We start from the raw sequence: 25,571 nt of genomic DNA, 5'->3' as shown, positions 1-25,571 counted from the left end.
ACGTTGTCACGGCTTGGCAGCGCACTCGTATATGGCGTCGCCACCATTTTCGTTTTGGCGGCGCTCGTCAGCTTCGTTTTTTCACTGCTGCTCAAATGGACGGACATTCATGAATCATCGCTCACATGGATCATTTTCGCCATCTCCGTCATCTCAATGTTCATCGGAGGGATCGTTGCCGGCGGGAAAAGCCAAGAAAAAGGGTGGCTTGCCGGAGGGCTGACCGGCCTTTCATTTACAGCGATCATTTTTTTGTTTCAATTTCTCGGCATTGAAAAACCGTTTACGGTCGAACAATGGCTATATCACCTCGGTTTTTGGATCGCCGCATCTCTCGGCGGCATCGTCGGCGTCAACCTGTCGCCGGCGCGCCGCGAGCGGGCATAAACGGTCATCCTAATGTGAAAGCGGCTGTTTCCGGGCGAAACAGCCGCTTTTTTAGGCAGTGCCAATCCTTTCCATGACAGCCCGGTTGCCGGCGTCATCGATTGACACTTTTCATTCGGGTTATGCTTTGTTTTCCGGCACCACTTCGCGCACCGCGGAACGGTCGTATGTAAGCCGCGTGCCGTCACCAGCGCGGATAATGATTTTATCCTCATCGACCGAGTCGATGATGCCATGCAAACCGCCGATCGTGACAATTTTGTCGCCTTTTTTCAAATTCGCCTGCATTTGCTGGACGGCGCGCTGCCGCTTTTGTTGCGGGCGAATAAGCAAAAAGTAGAAAATGACGAAAAACAGCACGATCGGCAATAAATTCGCAATCGCCGCGTTCATTCAATCCCCCTCCTTTCCGATGGCTAAAAGTTTTTCGCGTTCGGCTTGTTAAAGCCGTAGCGTTCGAAAAATTCCTCACGGAAGTCGGCGAGCCGATCTTGACGAATCGCCTGTCTCACCTGCTCCATTAATTTTATCAAAAAATAGACATTATGGTAAGACGTGAGCCGGATGCCAAATGTTTCATCACATTTGATGAGATGGCGGATGTAGGCGCGCGTATAGTTTCGGCACGTATAGCAGTCGCAGTTCGGATCAAGCGGTGTGAAGTCACGGGCGTACTGGGCGTTTTTGATCACCACCCGCCCTTCACTCGTCATGACCGTCCCGTTGCGGCCAATGCGCGTCGGCAAAACGCAGTCAAACATGTCGATGCCGCGAATCGCGCCGTCAATAAGCGAATCAGGCGAACCGACACCCATTAAATAGCGGGGCTTGTCCGCCGGCAACAACGGTGTTGTAAACTCAAGCACCCGATTCATCACATCTTTCGGCTCGCCGACCGACAAACCGCCGACCGCATAGCCGGGAAAATCAAGCGACACTAAATCACGGGCGCTTTGCCGGCGCAATTCCTCATACTCGCCTCCCTGGACGATGCCAAACAGCCCCTGCTCATTCGGCCGGCGGTGCGCTTTCAGGCAGCGCTCCGCCCAGCGGCTCGTTCGCTCGACCGACCGTTTCATATAGTCGTACGTTGCCGGATATGGCGGACATTCGTCAAACGCCATGATGATGTCCGCGCCGAGCGCATTTTGGATTTCCATCGCTTTTTCCGGCGATAAAAACAGCTTGTCACCATTTAAATGGTTGCGGAAATGGACGCCCTCCTCCTCGATACGGCGGAACTCACTCAAGCTAAACACCTGGAAGCCGCCGGAATCGGTCAAAATGCCGCGGTCCCAGTTCATAAACGCGTGCAGGCCGCCTGCTTCCTCGACGATGTCATGGCCCGGCCGAAGCCATAAATGGTATGTGTTGCTCAAAATGACACCCGCGCCCATTTCCTTCAACTCTTCCGGCGACAGCGTTTTGACCGTCGCGAGCGTCCCGACCGGCATAAACATCGGCGTTTCAAACGAGCCGTGCGGGGTGTGGAGGATGCCAAGTCGCGCTCCTGTCTGTCGGCACGTTTTGATCAGTTCAAAGCGAATCGGTGTCGTCACCGTGCTGTTCTCCTTTCTTAAATGATGAGCATTGCATCGCCGAAGCTGAAAAAGCGGTACCGCTCTTTGACCGCTGTTTCATACGCGTGCAAAATATGCTCGCGGCCGGCAAGCGCACTCACGAGCATGATGAGTGTCGATTTCGGCAAATGGAAGTTCGTCACGAGCCCGTCAATACCTTTAAATTCGTAACCCGGGTAAATGAAAATATCCGTCCAGCCGCTCTCAGCGGCAAACCGGCCGCCATGCCGACCGGCGATCGTCTCAAGCGTCCTCGTGGATGTCGTCCCGACGGCGATAATGCGACCGCCGTTTGCGCGTACACGGTTCAATATCGCCGCTGTTTCCTCGCCCATTTGGTAAAACTCAGCGTGCATATCGTGTTTCTCAACGTCATCCACTTGGACCGGCCGGAATGTGCCGAGCCCGACATGAAGCGTAATAAAGGCGATATGTACCCCTTTTTGGCGGATGTCCTCGAGCAGCTCCTCGGTAAAATGAAGGCCGGCCGTTGGTGCCGCCGCCGAGCCAATTTCGCGGGCGTACACCGTCTGATAACGCTCCGGGTTGTCGAGCTTTTCCTTAATATACGGCGGCAGCGGCATCTCACCAAGCTCGGCCAACACTTCATAAAACAATCCTTCATACGAAAACTCAAGCACCCGGCCGCCGTGCTCAAGCGTATCAAGACAGACGGCTTGAAGTTTCCCGCCGCCAAACGTGAGCTTTGTTCCCGGCTTGACCCGTTTGCCCGGCTTAACAAGCGTCTCCCAACGGTCACCGTCCAGCTGCTTTAAAAGCAGCACTTCGATCATCCCGCCCGTTTCCGCTTTTTCCCCATACAGACGCGCCGGCATGACGCGAGTATCGTTTAAGACGAGGCAATCGCCCGGATTCAAGTACGAAATAATGTTGCGAAATGTTTCATGGCGAATGGCGCCCGTTTGTTTATCCAGCACCATAAGCCTTGACGCCGCCCGGTCTGGGAGCGGCGTTTGTGCAATAAGCTCTTCTGGCAAATGAAAATCAAACAAGTCGACTTTCATCAAATTCTCCTTTCTTTAGCGAAATCGCCCGAGCACATAAAAAATGAAAGATAACACGACACTTAGCACGATCGATGTCACGATCGGAAAATAAAATGTCATATTTCCTTTGCGAATGACGATATCCCCCGGCAAGCGGCCGAGTTTGACAAACTGCATGACAAACCCGACAATGATAAGCACAGCGCCAATTGTCATAATCAACTTCGGCAAGCTGTTCACCGCTTCGGAACCTCCATTTCGAAATGGGCATACGCCGCCGGCGTAGCGACACGCCCGCGCGGCGTCCGCTGCAACAAGCCGATTTGCAGCAAATACGGCTCATACACTTCCTCAATCGTTTGCGCTTCTTCCCCGACCACAGCGGCTATCGTTTCAAGCCCGACCGGACCGCCGGCAAATTTTTCAATAATCGCCAAAAGCAGCTTATGGTCAATGTGATCAAGCCCGAGCCGGTCAACTTGCAGCCGCTCAAGCGCCTCAACGGCGAGCGGCAGCGTAATTTCCCCGTCCCCGCGCACTTGGGCAAAATCGCGGACACGGCGGAGCAGCCGGTTGGCAATGCGCGGCGTGCCGCGCGCCCGACGAGCCAGCTCAAGCGCCGCCTCATCGTTGATTATAATATGCAAAATGGCGGCCGCCCGCTCAACAATTTGCGCCAATTGGTCCACTTGGTAATATTCGAGCCGGCTGATGACGCCAAACCGGTCGCGCAGCGGCGCGGATAGCGCCCCGGCTCTTGTTGTCGCCCCGACAAGCGTAAACGGCGGCAAATCAAGGCGGAGCGAACGCGCTTCTGGCCCTTTGCCGATCATAATGTCCAAACAGTAATCTTCCATCGCCGGGTACAGCACTTCTTCAACCGTTCGCGGCAATCGATGGATTTCGTCAATAAACAGCACATCCCCAGGCTCAAGCGATGTCAAAAGCGCCGCCAAATCACCGGGCCGCTCGAGCGCCGGCCCGGATGTCGTCCGCATCCTGACCCCCATTTCATTCGCAATCACGGCGGCGAGCGTCGTTTTTCCAAGTCCCGGCGGTCCATACAGCAAGACGTGATCAAGCGTCTCCTCGCGCAGCTTGGCCGCTTCAATAAACACTCGCAAGTTTTCTTTCACCTTATCTTGCCCGATATATTCATGCAAATATTGCGGGCGCAAGTTTGGTTCGAACGCCGCCTCGCCACCTAAAGCGGCGCCGGATACAAGCCGTTCGTCCACCGTCGTCCCTCCCCTTTGGCCGATTGCCGGCCACCCTTTATTTCAACAACAGCGCCAGCGCCCGTTTTATGTACTGTTCCGTCGACATCGTTTCTTCGCGGAGCGCCGGAATAATTTTCTCGATTTCCCGTTCCGCATAACCGAGCGCCTTGAGCGCAACGACCGCCTCGGCAAGTTCCCCGGAAATGGGGGCGGCCGGGCGCGGGGCCGAAAACACTGTAAGCTTTCCTTTTAAATCTAAAATCATTTGCCGGGCCGTCTTTTTCCCAACCCCTGGAAACTTGCATAAAAACGCCTCATTTTCTTCCTCGATCGCCTGCACGAGCTCATCCGGACGGCCGGCCGCCAAAATGGCGAGCCCCCCTTTCGGTCCGATGCCGGACACTTGGAGCAGTTTCGCGAACAAGTTCCGCTCTTCACGCGTTAGAAATCCGTATAAGGCGTGCACATCTTCACGCACGTATTCGTATGTATACACTGTCACCATCGCCGCGCGACTCTCGCGAAAGACAAACGGGTTCGGAGTCAAAATTTCGTAGCCGATGCCATGGTGGTCGATCACAACATATTCGGGACAGACGTAATCGACATACCCGCGGATAAACTCGATCAATGGGTACTCCTCTCCTTTTCTCGTCCTTTCATTGTATCATACGATTTCATTATAGCAAAAACAAATCCCGTGATGCGCTTCACACCACGGGATTCCATTTTATTGCACAATCGCAAAATGGCGATACATTCTGATCACTTGTTCATATTGCTCTTTCGAGAGGACGCGAATTCCTTTCTTTAGTTTTTCTTGCTGGCGGCTTTCGAGTTTTTGCACGTCGATTTGGAAAAACGACTGAATAATTTCACTCGAGCGGCCCGGCTTGCCGTTAAAAATGGACAACGTGCCATCGTCTGTAATCCCGAAATAACCATTTGTTTTGAGCAACGGAGAAATATCGTTAACCGTTTTGCGAAAAACAATCGTTCGGTCATCAAGGGTAATAAGCTGCCAGTCGCGGTATTTTTTCCATATTTCTGTTAACGAAAAGACCGTTTCCGTTCGTTTCTCCTCGCTGATCTCTCCGTCTAAATATTGCTGTTGCAGCACAATCGTCATGTTAACCGGCGCCGGCTCGGCGAACGTCTGATGAGTCGGCAACACGACCGCAGCAATCAACAACATGATGGAAAGAATTCGCATTGTCCGTTCCTCTCTTCCGACATGATGGTTTCCTTACATCATTAGTTTCGCCGATAGACGCCATTTTATTCCTGTTCCGTTAGCCTTTTTGCAAGGCAAGCTGCCGCCGGTCTACAAAATGCGGTGGGTATTCAAGCCAGCGGCGGTCGATCATCATGTTGACCCCGTCCTCGGTAAAAGCGCCGGCTTTGGTGATCAGACTGGCATATAAAGCGATAATATCGCGGCGGAGACTGGCCGCCATTGCCGCCCCGTATTCCGCCGTGCCAATCGCGGACAGGGCGTTAATGACCGCCATCATTAACTGATCGGAAAATGGCGGTTTCGTGGAATCAGTCACCGTCACATCGGACGACATCACAGTCGGCACGTCGCTTTCCCGCAAGACGTCATGGACCGTGTTCATAATGTCCGAGCAGACGCGCACCCCGCGCAAGAAAAAGTTGCGGATTTCCGGATCGCCGGCGACTTGGGCAAACCCTGTCAACGTCGCCTTGCCAATTTCGTTGTTACGCGCGGTCGCAAACAAATGGGCGACTTCGATGGCCAAGAGCGGACGGCGCGGGCCGAACCAGCCGGTTAAAAAGCTTTGCCGCTCGATGAATTCCACCTCTTTCGGGTAGGCCATATACGGCGGACGGACGTACACCCCTTTTTCAAGCAACAATTGGCGGGCGCGGTCGTTAATGTCGGTCGCTTCATTCAAAAACTGCCGGAACAAATCGACAACATCTTGCCGCGACGCCATGGCGATCGCCCCGCTGTGGGAAGTAAGGCCGAATTTCGACATATGGTATATATATTCAAGGTAAAAAACATCGCTGAACAGCTTCGGGGCCCCTGGGTAGACGTGCTTCTCGACCGGATAACCAATCGGCTTGGCGATCCCTTCAGCCGAACAAAGCTGTTCAATGGCGCGCAAATGCCCGTTGGCGACGTTCAACGTTTCGGCGATGAGCGGGCGAATGTCGTCGTCAGTCACCGTTTCGCTAAAATGGGTGAGCAGACAAGCGACGATGCTATCGTTTATATACGTGCTCCAAAGACTGGAAATCTCTGTACTTGTTAATGAAGCAACATTTCCTTCCATAATATTTTTGCACCCCCTTGTTTCCCTGTTATTATGTTCTGCGGCCTTCTGCTGTATGTAGTTAAGGCAAAAAAAAATCGCCAGCGTGCTGCCGACGAATATTATTCTTCCTCAAGCACCGATTCATCCAAGTTATGGTACACTTCTTGGACGTCGTCATCATCTTCGAGCGCATCGATTAACTTCAGCATTTTTTTCAAGTCATCGCCCGATAACGTTGTATATGTTTGCGGGATCATCGTAATTTCCGCGTTGGCAAACGTTAGTCCTTGTTGTTCGAGCTGTTCTTTTACCGTCTCAAACGACTCGGGCGCCGTATAAATTTCGAACGACTCGTCTGTCGTTTCCATCTCCTCCGCACCGGCTTCAACCGCCAAAAGCAACAGCTCGTCCTCATCAACATCGTGTTGCTCGCGGTCGATGACGAGCCATCCTTTGCGCTCAAACAAATAAGAAACGCAGCCCGTTTCCCCCAAGTTGCCCCCGTTTTTCGAAAAAGCCGCACGCACGTTGGCGGCGGTGCGGTTTTTATTATCCGTAAGGCAGACGACCATGACCGCGACGCCGCCTGGCCCGTATCCTTCATAACGGATTTCCTCATAACTGGTATGTTCCTGATTTCCCGTTGCCTTTTTAATCGCCCGTTCAATGTTTTCGCCCGGCATATTGGCCGCCTTTGCCTTCTCAATGACAAGACGCAGGCCCGGGTTGGCCGCCGGGTCACCTCCGCCGGTTTTCGCGGCGACATAAATTTCTTTCGCCAGTTTCATAAACAGTTTGCCGCGCTTCGCATCTTGGGCGTTTTTCCGCCGTTGGATATTTTTCCACTTCGAATGTCCAGCCATCGAAATTTCTCCTCTCATCACAACGGAATGTCCGATATTACTATAGCAGAAAACGCGGCAAATGTCAGCCGTAGTCGCCGTTCACTCATCGAGACGTAAAAAAGGGGCCAATGGCCCCCCTTGCTCGGCTAGCGGGTGTTTCTCGGCCGCTCTTGAATCGTATCACCATCGATGAAAATGGTGCGCAAATCGCGGCGAATCTCTTCCATACTGATCGGCGCGCCGCGGCGAATGGTGTTGTCAATCGTACGGACGCGGTTGTACATGCTCGGATTGGATGTGACACGCACCTGTTTGCCGTCGGCATACGGGGCTACCGCTTTGGCGACACGCTCTTCAAGTCGTTCGGGATGACGGGCATCAGTCGCAATGGCAATTAGTGCTTGATCGCCGTAAACAACCGTGCGTGCATCATCCACCCCGCCTATTGCTGCGGCGCGGCGTGAGAGCTCCTCAGCCAAACCGCCGTCATAGCTGCGGTAATACGACGGATGCGGATCGACATTCAGCGAATGTAAATGCCCGTGGTAGTTGTAGTCGCCGTCACCAAAATCGACGTCTCGCGGAAGAGCCGGAACGTCCGTATCAAACCGGGTCGCCGCCGGCCCACCGAGACGGCCGTTCTCGGCCAAATAGTCGGCCGCCGGTCCGCGGCGCGCCCACATATAGTTGTTATCGTAGTTGAGCGCGTTCGTCCCGTAACGACCGTAGCGGAAATCATCGCCCTGTTCCGTCGAGTAATAGCCGATCGGTCTTGCCGCATTGTTGTAGTGCCGGGCTCCTTCATCGTTGGCCCCGTAATTGGCACACGAAGCAAGCAACCCGGCGGCCGACAACACACCGATCCATTTGACCGCGTATCTCAATGGAAAACCCCCCTTGGTTTCCTTCGCCCCAGGCTGGCATGAAGCCAGCCTTACAATTAGCTTGCGGAAAAGGCAGGAGGGTTATCGCTGTCAGTTCACACCAACAAGGCGATCGCTAAAATTTAGGCGGTGCAATGGCCAACTGCCGTTTATGATGCGAACGTTCGTGCAACTGTTCAATAATTTTCCGATCCCGTTCCGGAATGTCTTCTCCTCTCAAGTATTTATCAATCATTTCGTATGTCGTGCCCATCTCACTTTCATCTGTCTGTCCTTCCCATAATCCGGCGCTCGGCGCTTTCGTGACGATTTCTTCCGGTACGCCGAGCAGGCGGGCCATTTCACGCACTTCGCCTTTTGTAAAGTGAATGAGCGGCACTAAATCGACCCCGCCATCGCCGTATTTCGTAAAGTAGCCGGTATGCCACTCCGCCGCATTGTCTGTGCCGACAACGAGGTAACCATAGTTGTTGGCGACGGCGTATAACGTCGTCATGCGCAGGCGCGCCCTCGTGTTCGCATCGCCGAGCCGCGCTTTTTCTTCATCCCAATCCCCGATCGCTTTCAGCTCAGCTTCTACCACGCCGAACAACGCTTTATGCGCCTCGGTCAAATCGATGACGAGATGCTGAATACCGCAACTTTCCACTACTTTGAGCGCATCTTCCATATCCTTCGGATTGCTTTTGCACGGCATGATGAGGCCGAGTGAATGGTCCGGAAACGCCCGTTTAATCAAATGGGTGACAACAGCGGAGTCGATGCCGCCGCTAACGCCGACTACCGCCCCGTTTAAGCCGGCTGACGCCACTTGCTCCCGCAGCCATTGCACAAGTTTGTCGATTTTTTCTTGCATCCGCCTTCGACTCCTTTTTCTAAAGATTCCATCCCTTATTTTAGCATAGCGCAAAGGCGGCGGACAAACCGTTCCCGCTTCTCCCGGTCCAATGCGAGCGGGCGGCGGCGTGCGACCGCCGGCCGCCATTCACGAAATACATCAGCAGGGAACAAAAGTGCATGCAAAAACCAATGTTTTTCCAGCCAACGTCTAAGCGGAGCAAAGCGGGTGAGCGCCGAATACGACCAATCGAGATGCGGCAAAATACGGTTTGCGTATTGCCAATAATCAAGCCCGGGCGAGGCGAGCGCAGCCGTGTCGTAGTCGATCATATATACATGGCCAGCAGCAGTACGCAAAAAATTATGGGCCGCTACATCGCCATGAATGATGGCAACAGACTCAGCTGCCAATTCTTGAGCATGCTCACGGCACGTTTCCAGGCAGTAATGCGCCCAACGCAGCGTGAACGAGATGTCCTCTTTTTCCATCACCGTTTCAATGAATGGCAAATGTCGAAAAAACTCGTCGTAACGGCGGCGCCATTTTTCATACAGTTGCACGGACGGCAACCACATGGACGCCTGCTCGCCGTAGACGATCCTCGCCGTAGCCAAATGGTAGCCATTTAGCACTTGAAGTCCGTCCGATATGTCGGGCTCGTTTGCGAATGAGAGCGGACGCGCATCGGCTACATATTCCGTCAACAGCCAATACCGTCCCCCGGCGGTGATCACACCTCCATGGCCGATCGGCACAACGGCCGGAGCGGCGAAAAAACCGGCGCGGCGCAAGGTGCCAAGCAGCCAAGCTTGCCGCCTGGCCGCCGCCAGCGAGCGGTACGCTTTCGCAATGAATGATCCGTGCCAAGTGACGATGGCGATGACATGCGGTTTCAGCATCACAGCCTGCCGAATAGCAAGACGGCAATGGCGATTAAGAAGAAAAAAGAGACGGCGGGCGGCGTCTCTTTCTGTTTGGTTACTGCTCCTCGCCATGCCCGCTCTCCTCATCCGGCGGCCCGGCAAACAGACGCGAACGGGCGGCCGGTGGGGCAGGCGATGGTGCGTATCCCGGCGGGCTTGTCGGGTAAACGACACCAGGCCACGGGATTGCCGGCGCAGCTTGTTGGAGCGCATATCCGTATGGAGTCGGCGGCGCGTACGTCCCGGAAGGCATGTATCCTCCATAATATTGGACCGGCGGATATACAGGCATATACCCAAAAGGTGGATACCCGGCTGGCGGCGCGTACACTCCAGGCGGCGCATATCCCGGTGCGGCGGCAGAACCGGTCTGGGCGAAAGCAGCTCCAGGCGGCGGAGCAAATGGAGCAGCAGTCCCGTGTTCTCCCGGTCCGGGAAGCGGCGGAGACGCTAAAGATTCACTGCTGCTTTCGCTAATGCCGGGAAACGGCGCTGAACTGCTTTCCGGGCTTTCCCCGGCTACTGATAAACCCGGCGGCGGGGAATAAGGCGGCATGGCCGGCAGCGGCGGCATATAAAATCCCGTCCCTGGCAAAATCGGCGTCACCGGCACACACCCTTGGTCAATACCAAACACTGGCGCCGCCGGCGGTGCAACCGGAACTTGCGGGATGTTCGGCAACGGCGGCGGGACTTCTTCACTTTCCGCTGCTACATGTTCCGCTTTCAGTTCAGCCGGACTTTCCTCTATCTCCTCTTTCATCATGCCGGGCAAAATGTTGCTCGGCTTTGGCGGAATCGGCGGCAGATTCGACAACGATTTGGCAAACGAAACGTGAGAAGCCGGAGCGGCCGGCGGGATCGTATGCGCAAGCGGCGGCGTATAATCTGCCGGTGCCGTCGGGGCCTCGTTCACCGGTACGTTCGGTGCTTCATTGACCGGCACGTTTGGGGTTACGTTCACCGGCACGTTCGGTGCTTCATTGACCGGTACGTTCGCCTCCTCCTTCCCTACTGCCTCCGATGTTCCATCCGTCGGCGCCTTGGTTGTTTCTTTCCCCACCGCTTTCGGCGCTTCGGCCGCCGGCACCTTGGTTGTTTCTTTCCCCACCGCTTTCGGCGCTTCAGCCGCCGGCGCCTTGGCTGTTTCTTTCTCCACCGCTTTTGGCGCTTCTACCGCCGGCGCCTTGGCTGTTTCTTTCATCGCCGCTTTTGGCGCTTCTACCGCCGGCGCCTTGGCTGTTTCTTTCATCGCCGCTTTCGGCGCTTCGGCCGCCGGCGCCTTGGCTGTTTCTTTCTCCACCGCTTTTGGCGCTTCTACCGCCGGCGCCTTGGCTGTTTCTTTCATCGCCGCTTTTGGCGCTTCAGCCGCCGGCGCTGCCGGCAACTTATTGGCAGCTGCTGGCGCTTCGTTCACTGGCGCTTCGTTTTCCGGAACGGAGCCGCCGGCTGTGTCAAGTTCCGTATCAATGTTGAACGAAACGAACGGTTTCGCTTCTGCGTACGGATGTTCTTCCACTTTCGGCTTTTTCGGCGCTACATACATTTTTGATTCTTTTTTTATTGGCACCCCTGCCGTCGGCACTTTCACTTTCATTCCCGGCATAATCATATCGGGATCACTCAAATGCCCATTTATCTTTTTCAATTGTTCAAAATCAACCCCGTATTTTTGGGCAATTTTCCAAAGGGTGTCTCCCTTTTGAACAATATGGATTTTCACGCCGTTCCCCTCCTAAACCGAGACTGTTTGCACTCTATCCGACCGATGCTTGTTTCGTGTTATCGTCTTTCAACACAATGTATGACAATGAGTGCCTATTTATGATAAAAAAATCCCCAGCTGGACGGAGGCGGCCCCGTCTCGCCAGGGAAAGGAACTAGGCAAGTGCAAGCATGCGGTCGAGCGCCCGTTTCGCTTCGAACGCCACTTCGTTTAATACGGTAATGCGGTTGACGACCATACCTTCGCTAAGTGATTCTAACGCCCAAACGAAGTGCGGCAAATCGATTCGGTTCATCGTCAAACACGGGCACATATACGGATTTAAAGAAATAATTTCCTTGTCCGGATGCTCATACTTTAACCGGTTGACTAGGTTCATTTCCGTCCCGACGGCCCACCGGCTGCCGGGCGGGGCGTTGCGAATCGTTTCAATAATATATTTCGTCGATCCGGCGTAATCCGCCTGTTGAACGACTTCCCAACTGCATTCCGGATGGACGATAATGTTCATTCCCGGCTTCGTCCGCCGGATTTGCTCAATTTGCCGGACGGTAAAGTTTTCATGCACGGAACAATGGCCTTTCCAAAGAATGACTTTCACGTTATCAATCGCACCGGTGCATTGCAACGATTCTTCATGCGGATCCCAAACCGCCATCTCGTCAAGGCTGACGCCAAGCGCATAGGCAGTATTTCTGCCCAAATGTTGATCCGGCAAAAAGAAAACCCGCTCTTTTTGCGAAAAAGCCCACTGAACGATGTTTTTCGCGTTGGACGACGTCACAGTCGCCCCGCCATGGCGGCCGACAAACGCTTTAATCGCCGCTGTCGAGTTGACGTACACAAGCGGGAGGATCGTTTCGCCAAACCGGTCTGTGAGCGCCGCCCACGCCCGCTCGACTTGGAAAAGATCGGCCATATCGGCCATCGAACAGCCGGCGCGCAGATCAGGCAAAATGACCGCTTGTTCCTCACCCGTTAAAATGTCGGCCGTTTCCGCCATAAAATGGACGCCGCAAAACACGATATACTCCGCTTCATCGTTTTTTGCCGCCAGCTGGGCTAGTTGAAGCGAATCGCCGGTCGCATCGGCAAACTGAATGACTTCATCTTTTTGGTAATGATGCCCGGGGATAAACAGGCGGCGTCCAAGCCGTTCTTTTACCGACCGAGCGCGGGCTTCCAGCTCGCTTTTTTCCATTGTTTTGTACCGTTCCGGCATGTCATCAAGCCGTTTCAACTGCTCAAGTACGTTCATGTTTTCTCCCCCTGTCATTGTAAATCAAAGCTAATGTCAAGCGCCGCGGCGGAATGGGTTAAAAATCCAAGCGAAATGTAGTCGACGCCAGTCGCGCCGTACGCTGCTACGTTGGCAAGCGTAATCCCTCCGGACGCTTCGGTGATGATCGGTGTTGGCACGAGCCGGACGAACGAACGCACTTCATCCGGCGTTCGGTTGTCAAACATAATGACGTCAGCCCCCGCTTCGACCGCCTCGAGCACCTCGGCTTCCGTTTCCGTTTCCACCTCGATTTTCACCATATGGCCGAGCCGCTCCCGCACCGCTTTGACCGCGTTGGTGATCGACCCGCAAAAGGCGATATGGTTGTCTTTAATCATGACACCATCATACAAGCCAAAGCGATGGTTATAGCCACCCCCACACGTGACAGCATACTTTTCAAGCATGCGCAGCCCAGGCGTTGTTTTCCTTGTGTCGCAAATGCGCGTATGGCTGCCGGCAAGCAGATCAACCGCTTGGCGCGTGACAGTGGCGATGCCGCTTAAGCGCTGAAGCAAATTTAACATGACGCGCTCGCCGGAAAGAAGCGGCCTGACCGGTCCGGATACTGCCGCTATCGTTTCGCCGGCTGCGACTCGCTCCCCGTCCTGTTTCATGACCGATACCTCGATGTGCGGATCAAGCAGCCGATAACCGACGGCAAGGAGACCGACGCCGGCCACGACCCCGTCCGCTTTCGCTGTAAACACGCCCGCTGCGCGTTCGTTAGCCGGGAAGATTGCGTCACTTGTCACATCACCGTCGCCGATATCTTCAAGAAAAAAGTGTCTCAACAACTGTTCGAGTTTTAACCGATTCATCGCTCAGCCCCCTCTTGGTCTCACTTCCGCTTTATCGCCCGACCGGTGCAGACGCCCACTCTTCTTTTGTCCGCACGAGGCGCCGCCCTTGCCAGTCCGGATGCGGATGCGGAAAATCGCTCCGGTAGTGGCCGCCGCGGCTTTCTGTGCGGCGAAGCGCCGACGAAGCAACAAGCCAGCCGGCAAGAAGCATATACCCTGTTTCGATCTCCTCAGCCGCCAACGTCTCAACATCTCCCTCGAGCCAATGCGGCAGGGAAAACTGTTCCAGCCAATCAACCGCCTCACGGAGCCGCTCTCTGTCACGGACGATGCCGACCGATGCGGACAATTGCTCACGGATGTGCGCCCGCCCCGGAAGCGGCGGCGCCAAAAGGCAGGGCGGGCGGTCAACCGACCGGTCAGCGCGGCGCCCGGACGTTGGCCATCCCGCCTGGCAGTTGATGGCGTCAGCCACGCGGGCGCCAAATACGATCGCCTCAAGCAATGAATTGCTCGCCAACCGGTTGGCGCCGTGCACACCAGTACACGCCGCTTCTCCGATGGCATATAAGCCCGGCACAGTCGTCTGTCCCCATTCATTGACAACAATGCCGCCCATTAAAAAGTGGGCGCCCGGCACAACGGGAAGGCGGCCGGCTTCAAGGTCAACGCCATGTGCTTCACATAGCGCGGCAATCGTCGGAAAGCGGCGGCGGAAATGAGACACGGCGGAAATATTCAAATAGACGCGGACACCGCGTTCCAGTTCCGCAACGATCGCACGGGCGACAACATCACGCGGCGCCAAGTCGCCAAGCGGATGCACGCCGTCCATCACGCGCCGCCCGTCTTCTGTCTCCAGTACCGCCCCTTCGCCGCGCACCGCTTCCGATACAAGCCCGACCGCTCTTCCCCCGGCAGCCAGCATCGTCGGATGAAATTGGATAAACTCCATATCAGCGACCGCCGCCCCGGCGCGATACGCCATGGCGATGCCGTCGCCTGTTGCTGTCAGCGCGTTTGAAGTAAACGTATACAACCCGGCGCAGCCGCCGGTCGCCAACACGACAGCGGACGCGCGCCAGACGGAAACACGACCGTCTTTCCGCATCGTTTTCACCCCGACGCAACGGCCGTCTTCGATCAACAAGTCAATCACTTGTTCCTCCTCGACAAGCGGCACACGATCATTCAACTGCTGAAGCAAAAACGAAACAAGCGCCTTGCCCGTTTGGTCGCCGCCAGCGTGCAAAATGCGCCGGTGGCTATGCCCCCCCTCAAGGCCAAAGCAGGGACGGCCATGTTCATCTGTATCGAACGCCATCCCGGCGTCGATCCATTCTTGCAGCCGCTTTGGCCCTTCACGCACAAGCAACTCAACCATCCGTGCATCGTTATGATGACAGCCGGCCATCAACGTGTCATGGAAATGAGTGCGCCAATCATCACCGGTCGCCAGAGCCGCTGCCACCCCGCCTTGCGCCCGCCATGAGTTGCTGTCGACCCGGCTTTTCTTTGTGAAAATCGTCACATTTTCTTGCGCTCGCAAGTAATACGCAGCGGTTAAAGCAGCAAGACCGCTGCCGACAATAATGATGCCGTCTTTCCCCACATCCGGATCCTCCTTTCTTTTCACCTGTCTTGACATCTATATTTACACATATTTAAACTAATGACAAGAGGTTTGTCAAAAAAATACCGAAAAGGCGGGGGACTATGATTTATTTGGACTATGCAGCGACTACGCCGATGTGCGAGGAAGCCATCGCAGCCTATGCTGAAGCAGCGGCCGTTTATTTTGGCAATGAAAGCAGCCTGCATGACATCGGCACAAAAGCGAAACAATTGCTCACATTATGCCGGCGCGAGCTTGCCGCTATGATCAACGGGGAAACGGAAGGAGTGTATTTCACAAGCGGCGGTACGGAAGCGAATATGCTCGCTATTCGATCGCTCATTGCCGCCCGTCGTCATAAAGGAAATCATTTAATCACCACCGAAATCGAGCACGCCTCACTGTACCATTTGTTTCAACAGCTTGAAACGGAAGGGTATGCGGTGACATATTTGCCCGTTGACCGATTCGGACGCATCCGTCTCGCTGATTTGGAACGGGCCATCACGCCGCAGACGATTCTTGCTTCCATTCAACACGCCAACTCAGAAATCGGCACCATCCAGCCGCTTGCCGACATCGGCCGCCTGCTGCGGGCGCACGGCATTCTTTTTCATAGCGACTGCGTGCAAACTTTTGCTAAAATACAGCTAGACGTCAAGGCGATGGCGATTGACAGCGTATCGATTTCCGCCCATAAAGTATACGGGCCGAAAGGGGTCGGCGCCGTCTACATCGATCCGCACCTTCACTGGAAACCCGTCTTTCCGGGAACGACACACGAATCCGGCTTTCGGCCCGGAACGGTCAATGTGCCGGGAATCGCTGCCTTCATCACCGCCGCTAAGCGGCTTTACGGGCGAATGGAAAGCGAACAAACGCGGCTTGAACAGCTGCGCCGCCGGCTGCTTGACGCCATAGCAGCCAAACAGCTGCCGGTCACGGTCGAAGGCCATCCCGACTGCCGGCTCGCCCACATTATCGGTTTGATCGTGAACGGGTTGGACGGACAACTGGTGATGCTCGAATGCAACCGGGCCGGCATCGCCATTTCAACCGGCAGTGCCTGCCAAGTCGGGTTGCAAGCCCCATCGCGGACGATGATCGCTGTCGGCAAAACTCCGGAGGAGGCAAAGCAGTTTGTTCGCGTATCGCTCGGTATGGCGACGACGGAAATCGAGATTGATCAATTAGTTTCAACATTGGAACAGCTCATCCGAACACGAAGGGGGGCATGGACAAGGTGAAAGAAGAAAAGAAAATTTTAGGGGAAGCACGACGCCAGCTCATTTTGCAATGGCTGAAAGAAAGCGGGACGCCGCTCACCGGGGCGGAGTTGGCGGCAAAAACGAACGTCAGCCGCCAAGTGATCGTCCAAGATATTTCGCTGTTAAAGGCGCGCAGCGAACCGATTATCGCCACAAGCCAAGGCTATTTGTATTTAAAGCCGGCCGAGCCGGCCAAAACGTATACGAGAACAGTCGCCTGCTCCCATACCCCGAAGCAGACGAAAGAAGAATTGTATTTGCTCGTCGACTGCGGCGTAACGGTGAAAGACGTCAAAATCGAACATCCGGTTTATGGCGATTTAACCGCATCGGTCATGGTCAGCAACCGCCTCGAAGTCGACCAGTTTATCGCCAAAATTGAGGCGGCAAAAGCGGCATATTTGCTCCAGCTGACAGACGGGACGCATTTGCATACGCTTGAAGCTGACTCACCGGAAAAGCTCGATGCCGCCTGCCGCGCCTTGGCACAAGCCGGTTTTTTAATTGAAGCCTAAAAGAGCCGGGAATTTCAGGCGAAAGAAGTGCAAAACCACGTCTCCTTAACGGAGAAGCCGCGAAAAATCATCGTTTCCCACCCGATTGAAAAAATAGTCGTTTCCCGCCATCGGTTTAAACGGCGGCGAAGCGGCTTTTTTCACCCAGTCAGCTCTTCTGAGACGAGAAACTGCATGCCCTTACCGAACAGCCGCCAACCAAGATTGCGTCACGGGGCCAACTAAACAGAAAACGCGAGCGGGAACATACCGTTCGCGTTTTTTTACCCGTTTTAGGCAAAATAATAAGGATAACTGCCCAACAACTGCACCGTGCAGCCGAGCGCTTCGATCTCGGCGATCGCCCCCGGGATGAGCACCTCATCAAGCGGTGCATCAATATCAATGATAAAAAAGTAGTTGCCAAGCCCCGTTTTCGCCGGGCGCGACTCAATTTTTGTCAAGTTAAGCCGCCGCCAGGCGAACGCCGACAGCACTTGATGGAGCGCACCAGGCTGGTCTTGCGGCAGCATCACGACCACGGTCGTTTTATCGCCGGCATAAAGCGGCGAGGCAGGCGAAAGCGGCTGCCCGCTCCGGCTGACGACGATAAAGCGCGTATGATTGTAATCGTAATCATGAATATTTTCCTGTACAATCGTCAAACCGTATTCGCCCGCCGCCAACCGATTGGCGATCGCTGCCACCGGCAAGTGCGGATGTTCGCTCACAAATTTGGCGGCAGCACTCGTCGATGTCATCGGCACTTGCTTCGCCCCTTTGAGCACCGTGTGTAAAAATTTGCGACACTGCGCAATGGCGTGCGAATGCGAATACACCTCTTTGACCTCGCGCCAATGTGGCGCATAATACGGGTGCACCATGAAATGTTGCTCGATCGGAACGACGATTTCACCAATGATCGGCAGCGGCTGTTCATGAATTAAGTAATCCAGCGTTAAATTGACCGACCCTTCCAACGCATTCTCAAGCGGCACAACGGCCGCTTCAATTTCCCCAGCGGCGACGGCGTCGATGCAGTCGGGAATCGTGTCGTACGGCTCGCGCGGTTCCGACGGAAACAGCGCCGCGACCGCCGCTTCGGTAAACGTCGCCTTCGGTCCTAAATAGCCGATTTTCATTTTGGTTGCCTCTCCCTTACTTTAATACACTCCTGAACCGACAATTTCCACTTTTTCGACAAATTCAAACCTTCTCAGCTTCGCCAACAGTTCATCAATGTCTTCGCGCATATCGTTCGTGCTGACGGAAAGCGTCACGTTCGCCCGCCCTTGCAGCGGAATCGTCTGGTGAATCGTCAGCACGTTGCAGCCGGCCGCGGCCACAGCGCCAAGCAGCTGCGACAGCGTGCCCGAGCGGTCCTCCAAATGGAAAAACAGCGTGACGATGTTCTCTTTCGTCACCGCCTGAAACGGAAAAATGGCGTCACGATATTTGTAAAAGACGCCGCGGCTAATGTTGGCAAGCTGCGCCGCCTCGGCGACCGAGGCGGCTTTTTTCCGCTCAAGCAGCTGTTTGGCAAGCACGACTTTTTTCATCGCTTCCGGCAAGACGTCTTCGCGCACCAAATAAAACTTTTTCTCCACCGCACCTTCCCCCGCTTTTACCGTTCATCCCAATCATCGACAAACTCAAACTCGTAATCGAGCAGCCGGACGGTGTCGCCGTCTTGCGCCCCGCGCTCGCGCAGCGCATCGTCCACCCCCATGGCCCGCAGCTGGCGGGCGAAGCGGCGCACCGATTCCTCACGCGAGAAATCGGTCATCTTAAACAGCTTCTCGATTTTGTCGCCGGATAAAACAAACGCTCCGTCGCTGCCGCGGGTGATCGTAAACGGCGGCTCCTCTTTCTCGTATTTATAGACGACGCGCTGCACGGCCGGCTCTTCCGGTTCATGGAGCGGGAACTCCGGCGTTGTTTCCAATAAATCCGCAATGGCAAACAAAAGCTCGCGCACCCCTTGCCTCGTCGCCGCCGAAATCGGAAAGACGGGCACCGCCTCGCCGATTTTTTCCCGGAAGCGGCGCAAATTTTCTTCCGCATTTGGCATGTCCATTTTATTGGCAGCGACAATTTGCGGCCGTTCCGTCAAACGCAAATTGTACTGCTTCAGCTCCTCATTGATGACGACATAATCATCATACGGATCGCGTCCTTCCACCGCCGCCATGTCGATGACATGGACAATGACGCGCGTCCGCTCGATATGGCGCAAAAACTGATGTCCAAGCCCCACCCCTTGATGGGCGCCTTCAATCAGCCCCGGCAAGTCGGCCATGACAAAACTGCGGCCGTCTTCTGTTTCGACAACGCCTAAGTTGGGGGCAAGCGTCGTAAAATGATATTCCGCGATTTTTGGCCGTGCGGCGGAAACGACAGACAGCAGCGTCGATTTGCCGACGCTTGGGAAGCCGACGAGCCCGACATCAGCGAGCAGCTTCAACTCCAAAATGACGTTCCGCTCTTCGCCCGGCTCTCCGTTTTCCGCGATTTCCGGCGCCGGATTGGCCGCAGTCGCAAACCGGGTGTTGCCGCGTCCGCCGCGCCCACCTTTGGCGACGACAAAGCGCTGCCCTTCCTCCGTCAAATCAGCGAGCACTTCGTTTGTGTCCGCATCGATGACGACCGTTCCAGGCGGCACTTTGACGAGCAAGTCCTCCGCGTTTTTCCCATGCTGGTTTTTCGACATGCCGTTTTCGCCGCGCGGCGCTTTAAAATGGCGCTGGTAGCGGAAATCCATCAATGTGCGCAACCCTTCGTCCACGACGAACACCACATCGCCGCCCTTGCCGCCATCCCCGCCGGCCGGCCCGCCTTTTGGAACGTATTTTTCCCGGCGGAACGCAACCATGCCGTTGCCGCCGTCCCCGCCTTTCACGTAAATTTTCACTTGATCGACAAACATGGTTGTTCCTCCGATTCGCTTCCATCATGGCAAAATGAGTGTAGCTAATATTTATTATTGTATACAAAGCCAATTCAATGCTGTCAATATGTGTTTACGAATAAGATATTCCGGGACAGGGCGGCAGCTCAAGCTCCACCGTCAATTCATCCGCACCGACGGCAAACGACACGAGCCGAAGCGGCCCGGATGGCTCATAGCGCCCAAGCCAAGCGCGAACGGCCTCGCCATCCCGCCAAGCGCCGCGGCCGTCAAAAAACAGCGCCGCCCGTCCATGGCCGATCTCGATCGTTAAACATAAATGGTTTTCTCTCTGCTCGTCAGCCTGTTCCTCAAGCAGGCGAAAAAATCGGCGGCACCATTCGCTCAGCGGTTCGTCATACAGCGATAAATCGGCCTCATCGCCCACAACTTCGTATTCAAGAAAAATCGGGTGCGGCTCCCAGTTGTACGTCATAATCAGCTCGGCAAACCGCTCGGCCTTTAAGTTCGTCAACCGCGTTTCTTGCTGCGCCTCGCCGATAATGCCGTTGATGATTTCTTGCACCCGTTCCACTTTATTGAGCGCCAAGTGGCCTTTAATGAGCTGGATTTTGTTCAGCCAGTCATGACGGGCATGGCGCATCACTTCGATGACAGTCCATCGCTTTTCCATGCAACGCTCCCCTATTCATGCAGCGCAACTTCCCGCGCCGCCTGTTGTATCCTTTCCCCTCCTCAGGGGACAGTTTACTTTTACTATAGCATTTTCTGGCATCGAACGGGAGCGGTTTTTCAAGCAGAAAAAGAAAAACCCTAACCGCGACGGTTAGAGTTTTTCGAAATGGTATTACGCTTCTTGGCTGACCGGATAGACGCTCACGCGTTTGCGGTCACGACCGAGCCGCTCGAAACGGACGATGCCGTCGATTTTGGCGTACAGCGTGTCATCGCCGCCGCGGCCGACGTTCAAGCCCGGATGGACTTTCGTTCCGCGTTGGCGGTACAAAATCGAGCCACCCGTCACGAATTGGCCGTCAGCGCGTTTCGCGCCAAGGCGTTTCGCGATTGAGTCGCGGCCGTTTTTCGTCGAACCGACCCCTTTTTTCGAAGCGAAAAATTGCAAATCAAGTCTCAGCATGACAGTCACCTCCTGCTATCTCAATGTCACGCGAATAAATTTCCCGTAATCGCGTTCGATCGTCTTTAGCGAGACGACCATCGCTTCGAGCAAAAGCTGCACTTTCTCTGCCGTCGCTGCTTCTTCCAACTCCGGAAGCTCACAGCGAAGATGGCCGCCGTCTTGGCCGAGCATAACGCGCGGACGGACGCCGGTGAGCTCCTCGATGGCGTTGATCGTCCCAAACGAGACGGCCGAAGCGCCGGCGCAGACGATGTCGTGCCCGCGCTTGGCAAACTTGGCGTGACCATCCATCGTAAACGCGCGAATGCGGCCGCCCGCTTCCCGTTCAATCGTGACGCGGATCATCTTATGCGTTGATTTTTTCAATCACGACTTTAGTGTACGGCTGACGGTGGCCTTGTTTGCGGCGGTAGTTCTTTTTCGCTTTATATTTGAAGACGATGATTTTCTTTTGCCGGCCATGTTTTTGCACTTTCGCCGTGACCGTTGCACCTTCGACCGTCGGGTTGCCGATTTTCACCGTTTCCCCGCCGATGAACAGCACTTTGTCAAACGTCACCGTATCGCCTTCATTGACATCCAATTTTTCAATGTAAATTTCTTGGCCTTCTTCCACTTTCAACTGTTTGCCGCCAGTTTCGATAATTGCGTACATACGTCGCACCTCCTTCATGATACTCAGACTCGCCAGCGTCAAGGCGGTTCCGGATGGAACGCTTCACAACCCGCGCTGAGCGGTTGTAGTACGGGTGCGTCATTTTGCGACAGCTGCCCTCTTTTGTCCTTTCTACAAAGGACAAAACGTCTACAACGTCATCTATAGTACCATAGAAACAGCCCACCGTCAACTGCCATTTTCCCCACGACAGCCAACAAAAAAGCGGCTGTCGCCGCTTTAATAAATAAGCGCGCCAAGCGGCGCATCGATCCGCTTTTCGGCAAAAAACGCGTGCAACAGCTCATTTTCATCAAGCGTCATCCGCTCGCGGCCCTCGCCAGTGACAACAATTGCGTGCTTTTGCCCGCGGTAAAAACGGTGCAGCACGGCCGAGATGCGCTCCTCAGCCGATACGGTGATCGTCTTCAGCCTTGTGTAATCCCCCTTTTTTCCATAATACCGCTCAAGCAAAAACCGCATGACGACATACGGATGCTGCTTCCACTCCTGCCGGATGGCATGCGCCAAAAAGGCAACAATCACCCATAAATCCAACTGACGCGGCGCCATGAGAAGCAAAAGAACTATACCGACAGCAAGCACAACGGCCGAGACCGCAACCATCTGTCGGTGCGCCTCGCTGAACGGGAGGCGATGCGACAAGAGCAAAAACAGCAGTTTGCCGCCATCAAGCGGCCAAATGGGCAACAAGTTCAACCCAAAGATCGCTACATTATAGCGAAAAAACAACTCCCAGCTCCCGTCATCCATCCAACCGACCTTCCATAAAAAAAACGCTGCGGCTACGAGCCAAAGATGCTGTGCCGGGCCGGCGAGCGTCACGATCCACTCCTCGCGAAACGGCCGGTTTCCATGCTCTTCCACTTCAGCCACTCCACCGAACGGCAGCAGCAAAATCCGCTTCACCCGCCATGAAAAATACGCGGCTGCCGCCGCATGGCCAAGCTCATGGACGAGAATAATGAAAAACAGCAAACAAAGCTGCTTAAAGTGGGCGGTCAATACCGCCATGCCGCCGATCAGCCATAATAACGGATGAACGTGCAACTTTCCAAGCAGCCCTACATACTTATTCAAAGGAAATCACCTGGATCGGATCAATGAATTGATCCCCTTGCTTAATGGCAAAATAAAACAACCCTTTCTGTTCGTCTTCGTCACTTGCCTGTGCAGTTCCGACTTCCTTTCCCATTTCGACAAAGTCGTATAGTTTCACTGAAATGGTTCCCAAATGGCCATACCACGTTTCACTGCCGTCCGCGTGCTGAATCACGACCGTTTTCCCAAAGGTTTCTTTTGTGCCGGCAAAGGTGACAATCCCTTCTTTCATTGCCTCGACTTTCGCCTCGCTCTCGGTTTCAATCATCACCCCTTGGCCATTTTGCTCAAAGCTTTCGAGCACTCGGCCGGAAACGGGCACCGCGTATGAGGACGCCGTCTCCGTTTTTGTCTCCTTTTTCGGCGCAAAAAAGGCGAGCGGCTCACCAAACGTTTGTTCATACCAGGCTGAGACAGCCGCAAACTGAAATTCCGTTTCCATCGCCCTCGTGACAAACTGCCGCGCCGGTTCGAGCGAAGCGGATGGATGTTTGAACAAAATGGCGGTGATTAACACAAGGCACGCCGCAATCAGCGTTTTGAAGAGAAACCACTCTTTGCGGAACAGCGGATGGGACTCTGATTCAAACGAATAGCGGTCGTACGTCACAACCGGAAGCCCGTACCGCTCCTCATCCGCCATCCCCCACTCCGGCTCTCTGCGATTTTTTGCCTGATGGTGGCGCTCTTTCCGCCGCTTTTCAATCCGTTTTTTCATCTCCCGAACGCGTCGGTCCATACGTCCCCCCTCCACCTTTCTAACCACGTTTGTACTAGTTTATGAGACAACCCGTTTGAATATGAGCAGGCGTTTTTTCACTGCCCCCACCGGGCTCACCTCGATGAGCGCAAGCTTGTCGCCGCCAAAGGCGGACGACTGTTTGCAGCCAGCCGTTTACACAGAAGCAATGTTTTCGTCAAGCCCGCCTTGCCGATTTACACGATCAGTAAAAAAGAGACCTAGTCTCCCCCCTTTTATCCTCAATATTCTCTCCTGTTATCGTGCCGCACGCCGGCGCCGGTTTCCGCAAGTAATGGGCAAAACAAAAAGGGCAATTTCCCGTCGGAATTGCCCCATTCCCTTATTTCAGGCTAAATATTTTTCGAATCTTTGAGAACAACCCTTTCTCCTCTTCCTCGAGCGGCGGCAGCGGCACCGATTCGCCGAGGATGCGGCGGGCGATGTTGCGGTAAGCAACCGACGCTTTGCTGCTTGGGTCAAGGACGATCGGTTCGCCGCGATTCGACGCTTTGATCACGTTCTCATCATCAGCGATAATGCCGAGCAGCTCGATCGACAAATGCATGACGATTTCATCCACATCAAGCATATCACCGTTTTTCACCATATGGCTGCGAATGCGGTTAATGACGAGGCGCGGCGGTTTGACGTGCTCTTCCGCTTCAAGCAAGCCGATGATGCGGTCGGCGTCGCGGACGGCCGACACTTCCGGTGTCGTGACGACGATCGCCTCGTCCGCGCCGGCGACAGCGTTGCGGTAGCCTTGTTCAATGCCGGCCGGGCAGTCGATGAGCACATAGTCGTATTCTTGCTTCAACTGCTCGACCAGCTCTTTCATCTGCCCCGGATTGACCGCCGATTTGTCGCTCGTTTGCGCCGCCGGCAGCAAATACAAGTGGTTATCGAACCGCTTATCTTTGACGAGCGCTTTTTGCACCGTACAGCGTCCTTCAACGACATCAACTAGGTCATAAATAATTCGGTTTTCAAGCCCCAACACGACATCGAGGTTGCGCAGCCCGATGTCCGTATCGACAAGGCACACCCGCTTCCCCAAAATGGCGAGGGCCGTCCCAAGGTTTGCGGTCGTCGTCGTTTTGCCGACGCCGCCCTTCCCGGAAGTGATGACGATCGCTTCTCCCACGGTTACATTCTCCTTTCTAAGCGCGTCAAATTCGGCCGCAAATGCATAAGCAGCTGCAGGCGGTCGACCACAATTTGATCATGTTCATTAATATAAGCACATTCCATCTCATTTCCTTCGTCCGTTTTGTAATCGGGAGCACGATTCATGACATCGCCGATGCGCAGCTGCATCGGCTTCATCACTGACGCGGCAATGATCGCCTCTTTATTGCCGGCATATCCGGCATGGGCGATGCCGCGTAAGGCGCCGAGGATGAAAATGTTGCCTCCGGCGATCACCGTCCCGCCGGGGTTCACATCGCCGAGCAGCAACAAATCCCCCTCGACGTGAAGCACTTGTCCGGAACGGACAATGCGCGAGACAGTGACGATTTCCGTTTTCTGTATCCATTCAATCGCGTCCGCTTTCGACATCACATTGCTTTCGATCGAATCGACGACCAAATTTTTCGAACGGCGGATGAGCGCGCGCAACTCCTCCTCTTGGGCGGGCGTTAAGTAGCGGTTCCCGACTTTCAAATGGACGGAGACGAGCGGGCTGTTGGAAGCGACGCCAGAGCGCTTGACAAGCCGCTCTTCGATCTCTTTCAACAAGTCGTCATACGAACAGCGGTCATCAAGATGCAGCGTCAGCCCATCTTTCGTCCCTTTAATCGTCACATACTGCTGCTTTTGTTTTGCCACAACGTTCACCCCA

Annotated in this window: 30 protein-coding genes and 1 other annotated feature; of the genes, 3 read left to right on the top strand and 27 right to left on the bottom strand. The window is 54.7% G+C overall.

The genetic code is table 11. From position 1 onward, the window contains the following. Nucleotides 1-3: 3 nt before the first annotated feature. Nucleotides 4-387 carry a TIGR04086 family membrane protein gene (locus ACTVDO_RS00725; protein ID WP_020960712.1) on the top strand — a complete coding sequence of 128 codons (384 nt, stop codon included), beginning with the start codon at nucleotides 4-6 and terminating at the stop codon, nucleotides 385-387. A gap of 120 nt (nucleotides 388-507) precedes the next feature. Here ACTVDO_RS00725 and yajC read toward each other — a convergent pair whose 3' ends face one another. The 16 genes from yajC to nadB form a co-directional block, all read right to left on the bottom strand. Beyond that, a complete protein-coding gene (yajC, locus tag ACTVDO_RS00720; RefSeq protein WP_020960713.1) occupies nucleotides 508-780 on the bottom strand; it encodes a preprotein translocase subunit YajC in 273 nt (90 codons plus the stop codon). Between the two features lie 23 nt (nucleotides 781-803). Continuing rightward, a complete protein-coding gene (tgt, locus tag ACTVDO_RS00715) occupies nucleotides 804-1,946 on the bottom strand; it encodes a tRNA guanosine(34) transglycosylase Tgt (RefSeq protein WP_020960714.1) in 1,143 nt (380 codons plus the stop codon). A 17-nt stretch (nucleotides 1,947-1,963) separates the two neighbouring features. After that, nucleotides 1,964-2,992: a tRNA preQ1(34) S-adenosylmethionine ribosyltransferase-isomerase QueA gene (queA, locus tag ACTVDO_RS00710; RefSeq protein WP_020960715.1), complete on the bottom strand. Its 1,029-nt coding sequence runs from the start codon at nucleotides 2,990-2,992 to the stop codon at nucleotides 1,964-1,966. Between the two features lie 15 nt (nucleotides 2,993-3,007). Next, nucleotides 3,008-3,214: a DUF2905 domain-containing protein gene (locus tag ACTVDO_RS00705; protein ID WP_442900874.1), complete on the bottom strand. Its 207-nt coding sequence runs from the start codon at nucleotides 3,212-3,214 to the stop codon at nucleotides 3,008-3,010. Beyond that, nucleotides 3,211-4,212, bottom strand: coding sequence for a Holliday junction branch migration DNA helicase RuvB (gene ruvB, locus ACTVDO_RS00700; RefSeq protein WP_442900873.1), 1,002 nt, complete (start codon nucleotides 4,210-4,212; stop codon nucleotides 3,211-3,213). The genes ACTVDO_RS00705 and ruvB overlap by 4 nt, the downstream gene beginning before the upstream one ends. A gap of 37 nt (nucleotides 4,213-4,249) precedes the next feature. Continuing rightward, on the bottom strand, nucleotides 4,250-4,825 hold the full coding sequence (ruvA, locus tag ACTVDO_RS00695; RefSeq protein WP_442900872.1) for a Holliday junction branch migration protein RuvA: 576 nt from the start codon (nucleotides 4,823-4,825) through the stop codon (nucleotides 4,250-4,252). Nucleotides 4,826-4,924: 99 nt separating this feature from the next. Then, nucleotides 4,925-5,407, bottom strand: a complete 483-nt coding sequence (locus ACTVDO_RS00690; protein WP_020960719.1) for an intercompartmental signaling factor BofC — start codon at nucleotides 5,405-5,407, stop codon at nucleotides 4,925-4,927. A gap of 79 nt (nucleotides 5,408-5,486) precedes the next feature. Continuing rightward, nucleotides 5,487-6,497 (bottom strand): DUF3231 family protein, encoded by a 1,011-nt coding sequence (locus ACTVDO_RS00685; RefSeq protein WP_020960720.1) that lies wholly within the window; start codon nucleotides 6,495-6,497, stop codon nucleotides 5,487-5,489. Nucleotides 6,498-6,598: 101 nt separating this feature from the next. Next, on the bottom strand, nucleotides 6,599-7,342 hold the full coding sequence (locus ACTVDO_RS00680; protein WP_020960721.1) for a YebC/PmpR family DNA-binding transcriptional regulator: 744 nt from the start codon (nucleotides 7,340-7,342) through the stop codon (nucleotides 6,599-6,601). Nucleotides 7,343-7,470: 128 nt separating this feature from the next. After that, nucleotides 7,471-8,208, bottom strand: a complete 738-nt coding sequence (locus ACTVDO_RS00675) for a YhcN/YlaJ family sporulation lipoprotein (protein WP_020960722.1) — start codon at nucleotides 8,206-8,208, stop codon at nucleotides 7,471-7,473. Between the two features lie 115 nt (nucleotides 8,209-8,323). Beyond that, nucleotides 8,324-9,064, bottom strand: a complete 741-nt coding sequence (gene nadE, locus ACTVDO_RS00670) for an NAD(+) synthase (protein ID WP_442900871.1) — start codon at nucleotides 9,062-9,064, stop codon at nucleotides 8,324-8,326. Between the two features lie 35 nt (nucleotides 9,065-9,099). Continuing rightward, nucleotides 9,100-10,044 (bottom strand): phosphotransferase, encoded by a 945-nt coding sequence (locus ACTVDO_RS00665; protein WP_020960724.1) that lies wholly within the window; start codon nucleotides 10,042-10,044, stop codon nucleotides 9,100-9,102. Continuing rightward, nucleotides 10,028-11,695 (bottom strand): SafA/ExsA family spore coat assembly protein, encoded by a 1,668-nt coding sequence (gene safA, locus ACTVDO_RS00660; protein WP_442900870.1) that lies wholly within the window; start codon nucleotides 11,693-11,695, stop codon nucleotides 10,028-10,030. The genes ACTVDO_RS00665 and safA overlap by 17 nt, the downstream gene beginning before the upstream one ends. A 157-nt stretch (nucleotides 11,696-11,852) precedes the next feature. Continuing rightward, entirely contained in the window at nucleotides 11,853-12,956 is a 1,104-nt protein-coding gene (nadA, locus tag ACTVDO_RS00655; RefSeq protein ID WP_442900869.1) for a quinolinate synthase NadA, read from the bottom strand. A gap of 14 nt (nucleotides 12,957-12,970) precedes the next feature. Then, nucleotides 12,971-13,801, bottom strand: a complete 831-nt coding sequence (gene nadC, locus ACTVDO_RS00650) for a carboxylating nicotinate-nucleotide diphosphorylase (protein ID WP_020960727.1) — start codon at nucleotides 13,799-13,801, stop codon at nucleotides 12,971-12,973. 31 nt (nucleotides 13,802-13,832) lie between these two features. Beyond that, nucleotides 13,833-15,431, bottom strand: a complete 1,599-nt coding sequence (gene nadB, locus ACTVDO_RS00645; protein ID WP_442900868.1) for an L-aspartate oxidase — start codon at nucleotides 15,429-15,431, stop codon at nucleotides 13,833-13,835. A 68-nt stretch (nucleotides 15,432-15,499) separates the two neighbouring features. Here nadB and ACTVDO_RS00640 point away from each other — a divergent pair, with 68 nt between their 5' ends. Together ACTVDO_RS00640 and ACTVDO_RS00635 are read left to right on the top strand one after the other, a co-directional pair. Continuing rightward, nucleotides 15,500-16,645, top strand: coding sequence for an IscS subfamily cysteine desulfurase (locus ACTVDO_RS00640; protein WP_442900867.1), 1,146 nt, complete (start codon nucleotides 15,500-15,502; stop codon nucleotides 16,643-16,645). After that, nucleotides 16,633-17,181 (top strand): transcription repressor NadR, encoded by a 549-nt coding sequence (locus ACTVDO_RS00635; RefSeq protein ID WP_020960730.1) that lies wholly within the window; start codon nucleotides 16,633-16,635, stop codon nucleotides 17,179-17,181. Before ACTVDO_RS00640 ends, ACTVDO_RS00635 begins: the two co-directional genes overlap by 13 nt. Nucleotides 17,182-17,453: 272 nt before the next feature. On the opposite strand, the gene pheA is transcribed toward ACTVDO_RS00635, so the two are convergent. From pheA to minC, 11 genes are all read right to left on the bottom strand, one after another. Next, nucleotides 17,454-18,302, bottom strand: coding sequence for a prephenate dehydratase (gene pheA, locus ACTVDO_RS00630; protein WP_442900866.1), 849 nt, complete (start codon nucleotides 18,300-18,302; stop codon nucleotides 17,454-17,456). 21 nt (nucleotides 18,303-18,323) lie between these two features. After that, the gene (locus ACTVDO_RS00625; RefSeq protein ID WP_020960733.1) at nucleotides 18,324-18,767 is read right to left on the bottom strand and encodes an ACT domain-containing protein; all 444 of its coding nucleotides are present in this window, start codon (nucleotides 18,765-18,767) and stop codon (nucleotides 18,324-18,326) included. 17 nt (nucleotides 18,768-18,784) lie between these two features. Continuing rightward, nucleotides 18,785-20,086, bottom strand: a complete 1,302-nt coding sequence (obgE, locus tag ACTVDO_RS00620; RefSeq protein WP_442900865.1) for a GTPase ObgE — start codon at nucleotides 20,084-20,086, stop codon at nucleotides 18,785-18,787. Between the two features lie 94 nt (nucleotides 20,087-20,180). Beyond that, complete coding sequence (locus ACTVDO_RS00615) at nucleotides 20,181-20,741, bottom strand: Spo0B C-terminal domain-containing protein (protein WP_442900864.1); 561 nt, start codon at nucleotides 20,739-20,741, stop codon at nucleotides 20,181-20,183. 174 nt (nucleotides 20,742-20,915) lie between these two features. After that, nucleotides 20,916-21,206: a 50S ribosomal protein L27 gene (gene rpmA / locus ACTVDO_RS00610; RefSeq protein ID WP_008881065.1), complete on the bottom strand. Its 291-nt coding sequence runs from the start codon at nucleotides 21,204-21,206 to the stop codon at nucleotides 20,916-20,918. 15 nt (nucleotides 21,207-21,221) lie between these two features. Beyond that, entirely contained in the window at nucleotides 21,222-21,554 is a 333-nt protein-coding gene (locus ACTVDO_RS00605; protein WP_020960736.1) for a ribosomal-processing cysteine protease Prp, read from the bottom strand. A gap of 1 nt (nucleotide 21,555) precedes the next feature. Then, the gene (gene rplU / locus ACTVDO_RS00600) at nucleotides 21,556-21,864 is read right to left on the bottom strand and encodes a 50S ribosomal protein L21 (RefSeq protein ID WP_020960737.1); all 309 of its coding nucleotides are present in this window, start codon (nucleotides 21,862-21,864) and stop codon (nucleotides 21,556-21,558) included. Between the two features lie 15 nt (nucleotides 21,865-21,879). Beyond that, nucleotides 21,880-21,959, bottom strand: a sequence feature (ribosomal protein L21 leader region). A 145-nt stretch (nucleotides 21,960-22,104) separates the two neighbouring features. After that, on the bottom strand, nucleotides 22,105-22,965 hold the full coding sequence (locus ACTVDO_RS00595) for a site-2 protease family protein (protein ID WP_020960738.1): 861 nt from the start codon (nucleotides 22,963-22,965) through the stop codon (nucleotides 22,105-22,107). Further along, nucleotides 22,958-23,725: a M23 family metallopeptidase gene (locus ACTVDO_RS00590; protein WP_020960739.1), complete on the bottom strand. Its 768-nt coding sequence runs from the start codon at nucleotides 23,723-23,725 to the stop codon at nucleotides 22,958-22,960. Before ACTVDO_RS00590 ends, ACTVDO_RS00595 begins: the two co-directional genes overlap by 8 nt. A 343-nt stretch (nucleotides 23,726-24,068) precedes the next feature. After that, nucleotides 24,069-24,872, bottom strand: coding sequence for a septum site-determining protein MinD (gene minD / locus ACTVDO_RS00585; RefSeq protein ID WP_020960740.1), 804 nt, complete (start codon nucleotides 24,870-24,872; stop codon nucleotides 24,069-24,071). Nucleotides 24,873-24,874: 2 nt separating this feature from the next. Continuing rightward, complete coding sequence (minC, locus tag ACTVDO_RS00580) at nucleotides 24,875-25,567, bottom strand: septum site-determining protein MinC (protein WP_020960741.1); 693 nt, start codon at nucleotides 25,565-25,567, stop codon at nucleotides 24,875-24,877. Between the last annotated feature and the right edge of the window lie 4 nt (nucleotides 25,568-25,571).

It is taken from the genome of Geobacillus sp. BK01 (assembly GCF_052220245.1).
GTDB lineage: Bacteria > Bacillota > Bacilli > Bacillales > Anoxybacillaceae > Geobacillus.
Note: the sequence above shows the minus strand (reverse complement) of the source record. Positions and strands in the feature narration are given on the sequence as shown.

Excerpts from the sequence above, each read along its gene's own strand:
- yajC (WP_020960713.1), bottom strand. The coding sequence starts at position 780 with ATGAACGCGGCGATTGCGAATTTATTGCCGATCGTGCTGTTTTTCGTC.
- queA (WP_020960715.1), bottom strand. The coding sequence starts at position 2,992 with ATGAAAGTCGACTTGTTTGATTTTCATTTGCCAGAAGAGCTTATTGCA.
- ACTVDO_RS00690 (WP_020960719.1), bottom strand. The coding sequence starts at position 5,407 with ATGCGAATTCTTTCCATCATGTTGTTGATTGCTGCGGTCGTGTTGCCG.
- ACTVDO_RS00685 (WP_020960720.1), bottom strand. The coding sequence starts at position 6,497 with ATGGAAGGAAATGTTGCTTCATTAACAAGTACAGAGATTTCCAGTCTT.
- ACTVDO_RS00680 (WP_020960721.1), bottom strand. The coding sequence starts at position 7,342 with ATGGCTGGACATTCGAAGTGGAAAAATATCCAACGGCGGAAAAACGCC.
- nadE (WP_442900871.1), bottom strand. The coding sequence starts at position 9,064 with ATGCAAGAAAAAATCGACAAACTTGTGCAATGGCTGCGGGAGCAAGTG.
- ACTVDO_RS00665 (WP_020960724.1), bottom strand. The coding sequence starts at position 10,044 with ATGGCGAGGAGCAGTAACCAAACAGAAAGAGACGCCGCCCGCCGTCTC.
- nadA (WP_442900869.1), bottom strand. The coding sequence starts at position 12,956 with ATGAACGTACTTGAGCAGTTGAAACGGCTTGATGACATGCCGGAACGG.
- nadC (WP_020960727.1), bottom strand. The coding sequence starts at position 13,801 with ATGAATCGGTTAAAACTCGAACAGTTGTTGAGACACTTTTTTCTTGAA.
- nadB (WP_442900868.1), bottom strand. The coding sequence starts at position 15,431 with ATGTCAAGACAGGTGAAAAGAAAGGAGGATCCGGATGTGGGGAAAGAC.
- ACTVDO_RS00640 (WP_442900867.1), top strand. The coding sequence starts at position 15,500 with ATGATTTATTTGGACTATGCAGCGACTACGCCGATGTGCGAGGAAGCC.
- ACTVDO_RS00635 (WP_020960730.1), top strand. The coding sequence starts at position 16,633 with ATGGACAAGGTGAAAGAAGAAAAGAAAATTTTAGGGGAAGCACGACGC.
- pheA (WP_442900866.1), bottom strand. The coding sequence starts at position 18,302 with ATGAAAATCGGCTATTTAGGACCGAAGGCGACGTTTACCGAAGCGGCG.
- obgE (WP_442900865.1), bottom strand. The coding sequence starts at position 20,086 with ATGTTTGTCGATCAAGTGAAAATTTACGTGAAAGGCGGGGACGGCGGC.
- ACTVDO_RS00615 (WP_442900864.1), bottom strand. The coding sequence starts at position 20,741 with ATGGAAAAGCGATGGACTGTCATCGAAGTGATGCGCCATGCCCGTCAT.
- rpmA (WP_008881065.1), bottom strand. The coding sequence starts at position 21,206 with ATGCTGAGACTTGATTTGCAATTTTTCGCTTCGAAAAAAGGGGTCGGT.
- ACTVDO_RS00605 (WP_020960736.1), bottom strand. The coding sequence starts at position 21,554 with ATGATCCGCGTCACGATTGAACGGGAAGCGGGCGGCCGCATTCGCGCG.
- rplU (WP_020960737.1), bottom strand. The coding sequence starts at position 21,864 with ATGTACGCAATTATCGAAACTGGCGGCAAACAGTTGAAAGTGGAAGAA.
- ACTVDO_RS00590 (WP_020960739.1), bottom strand. The coding sequence starts at position 23,725 with ATGGACCGACGCGTTCGGGAGATGAAAAAACGGATTGAAAAGCGGCGG.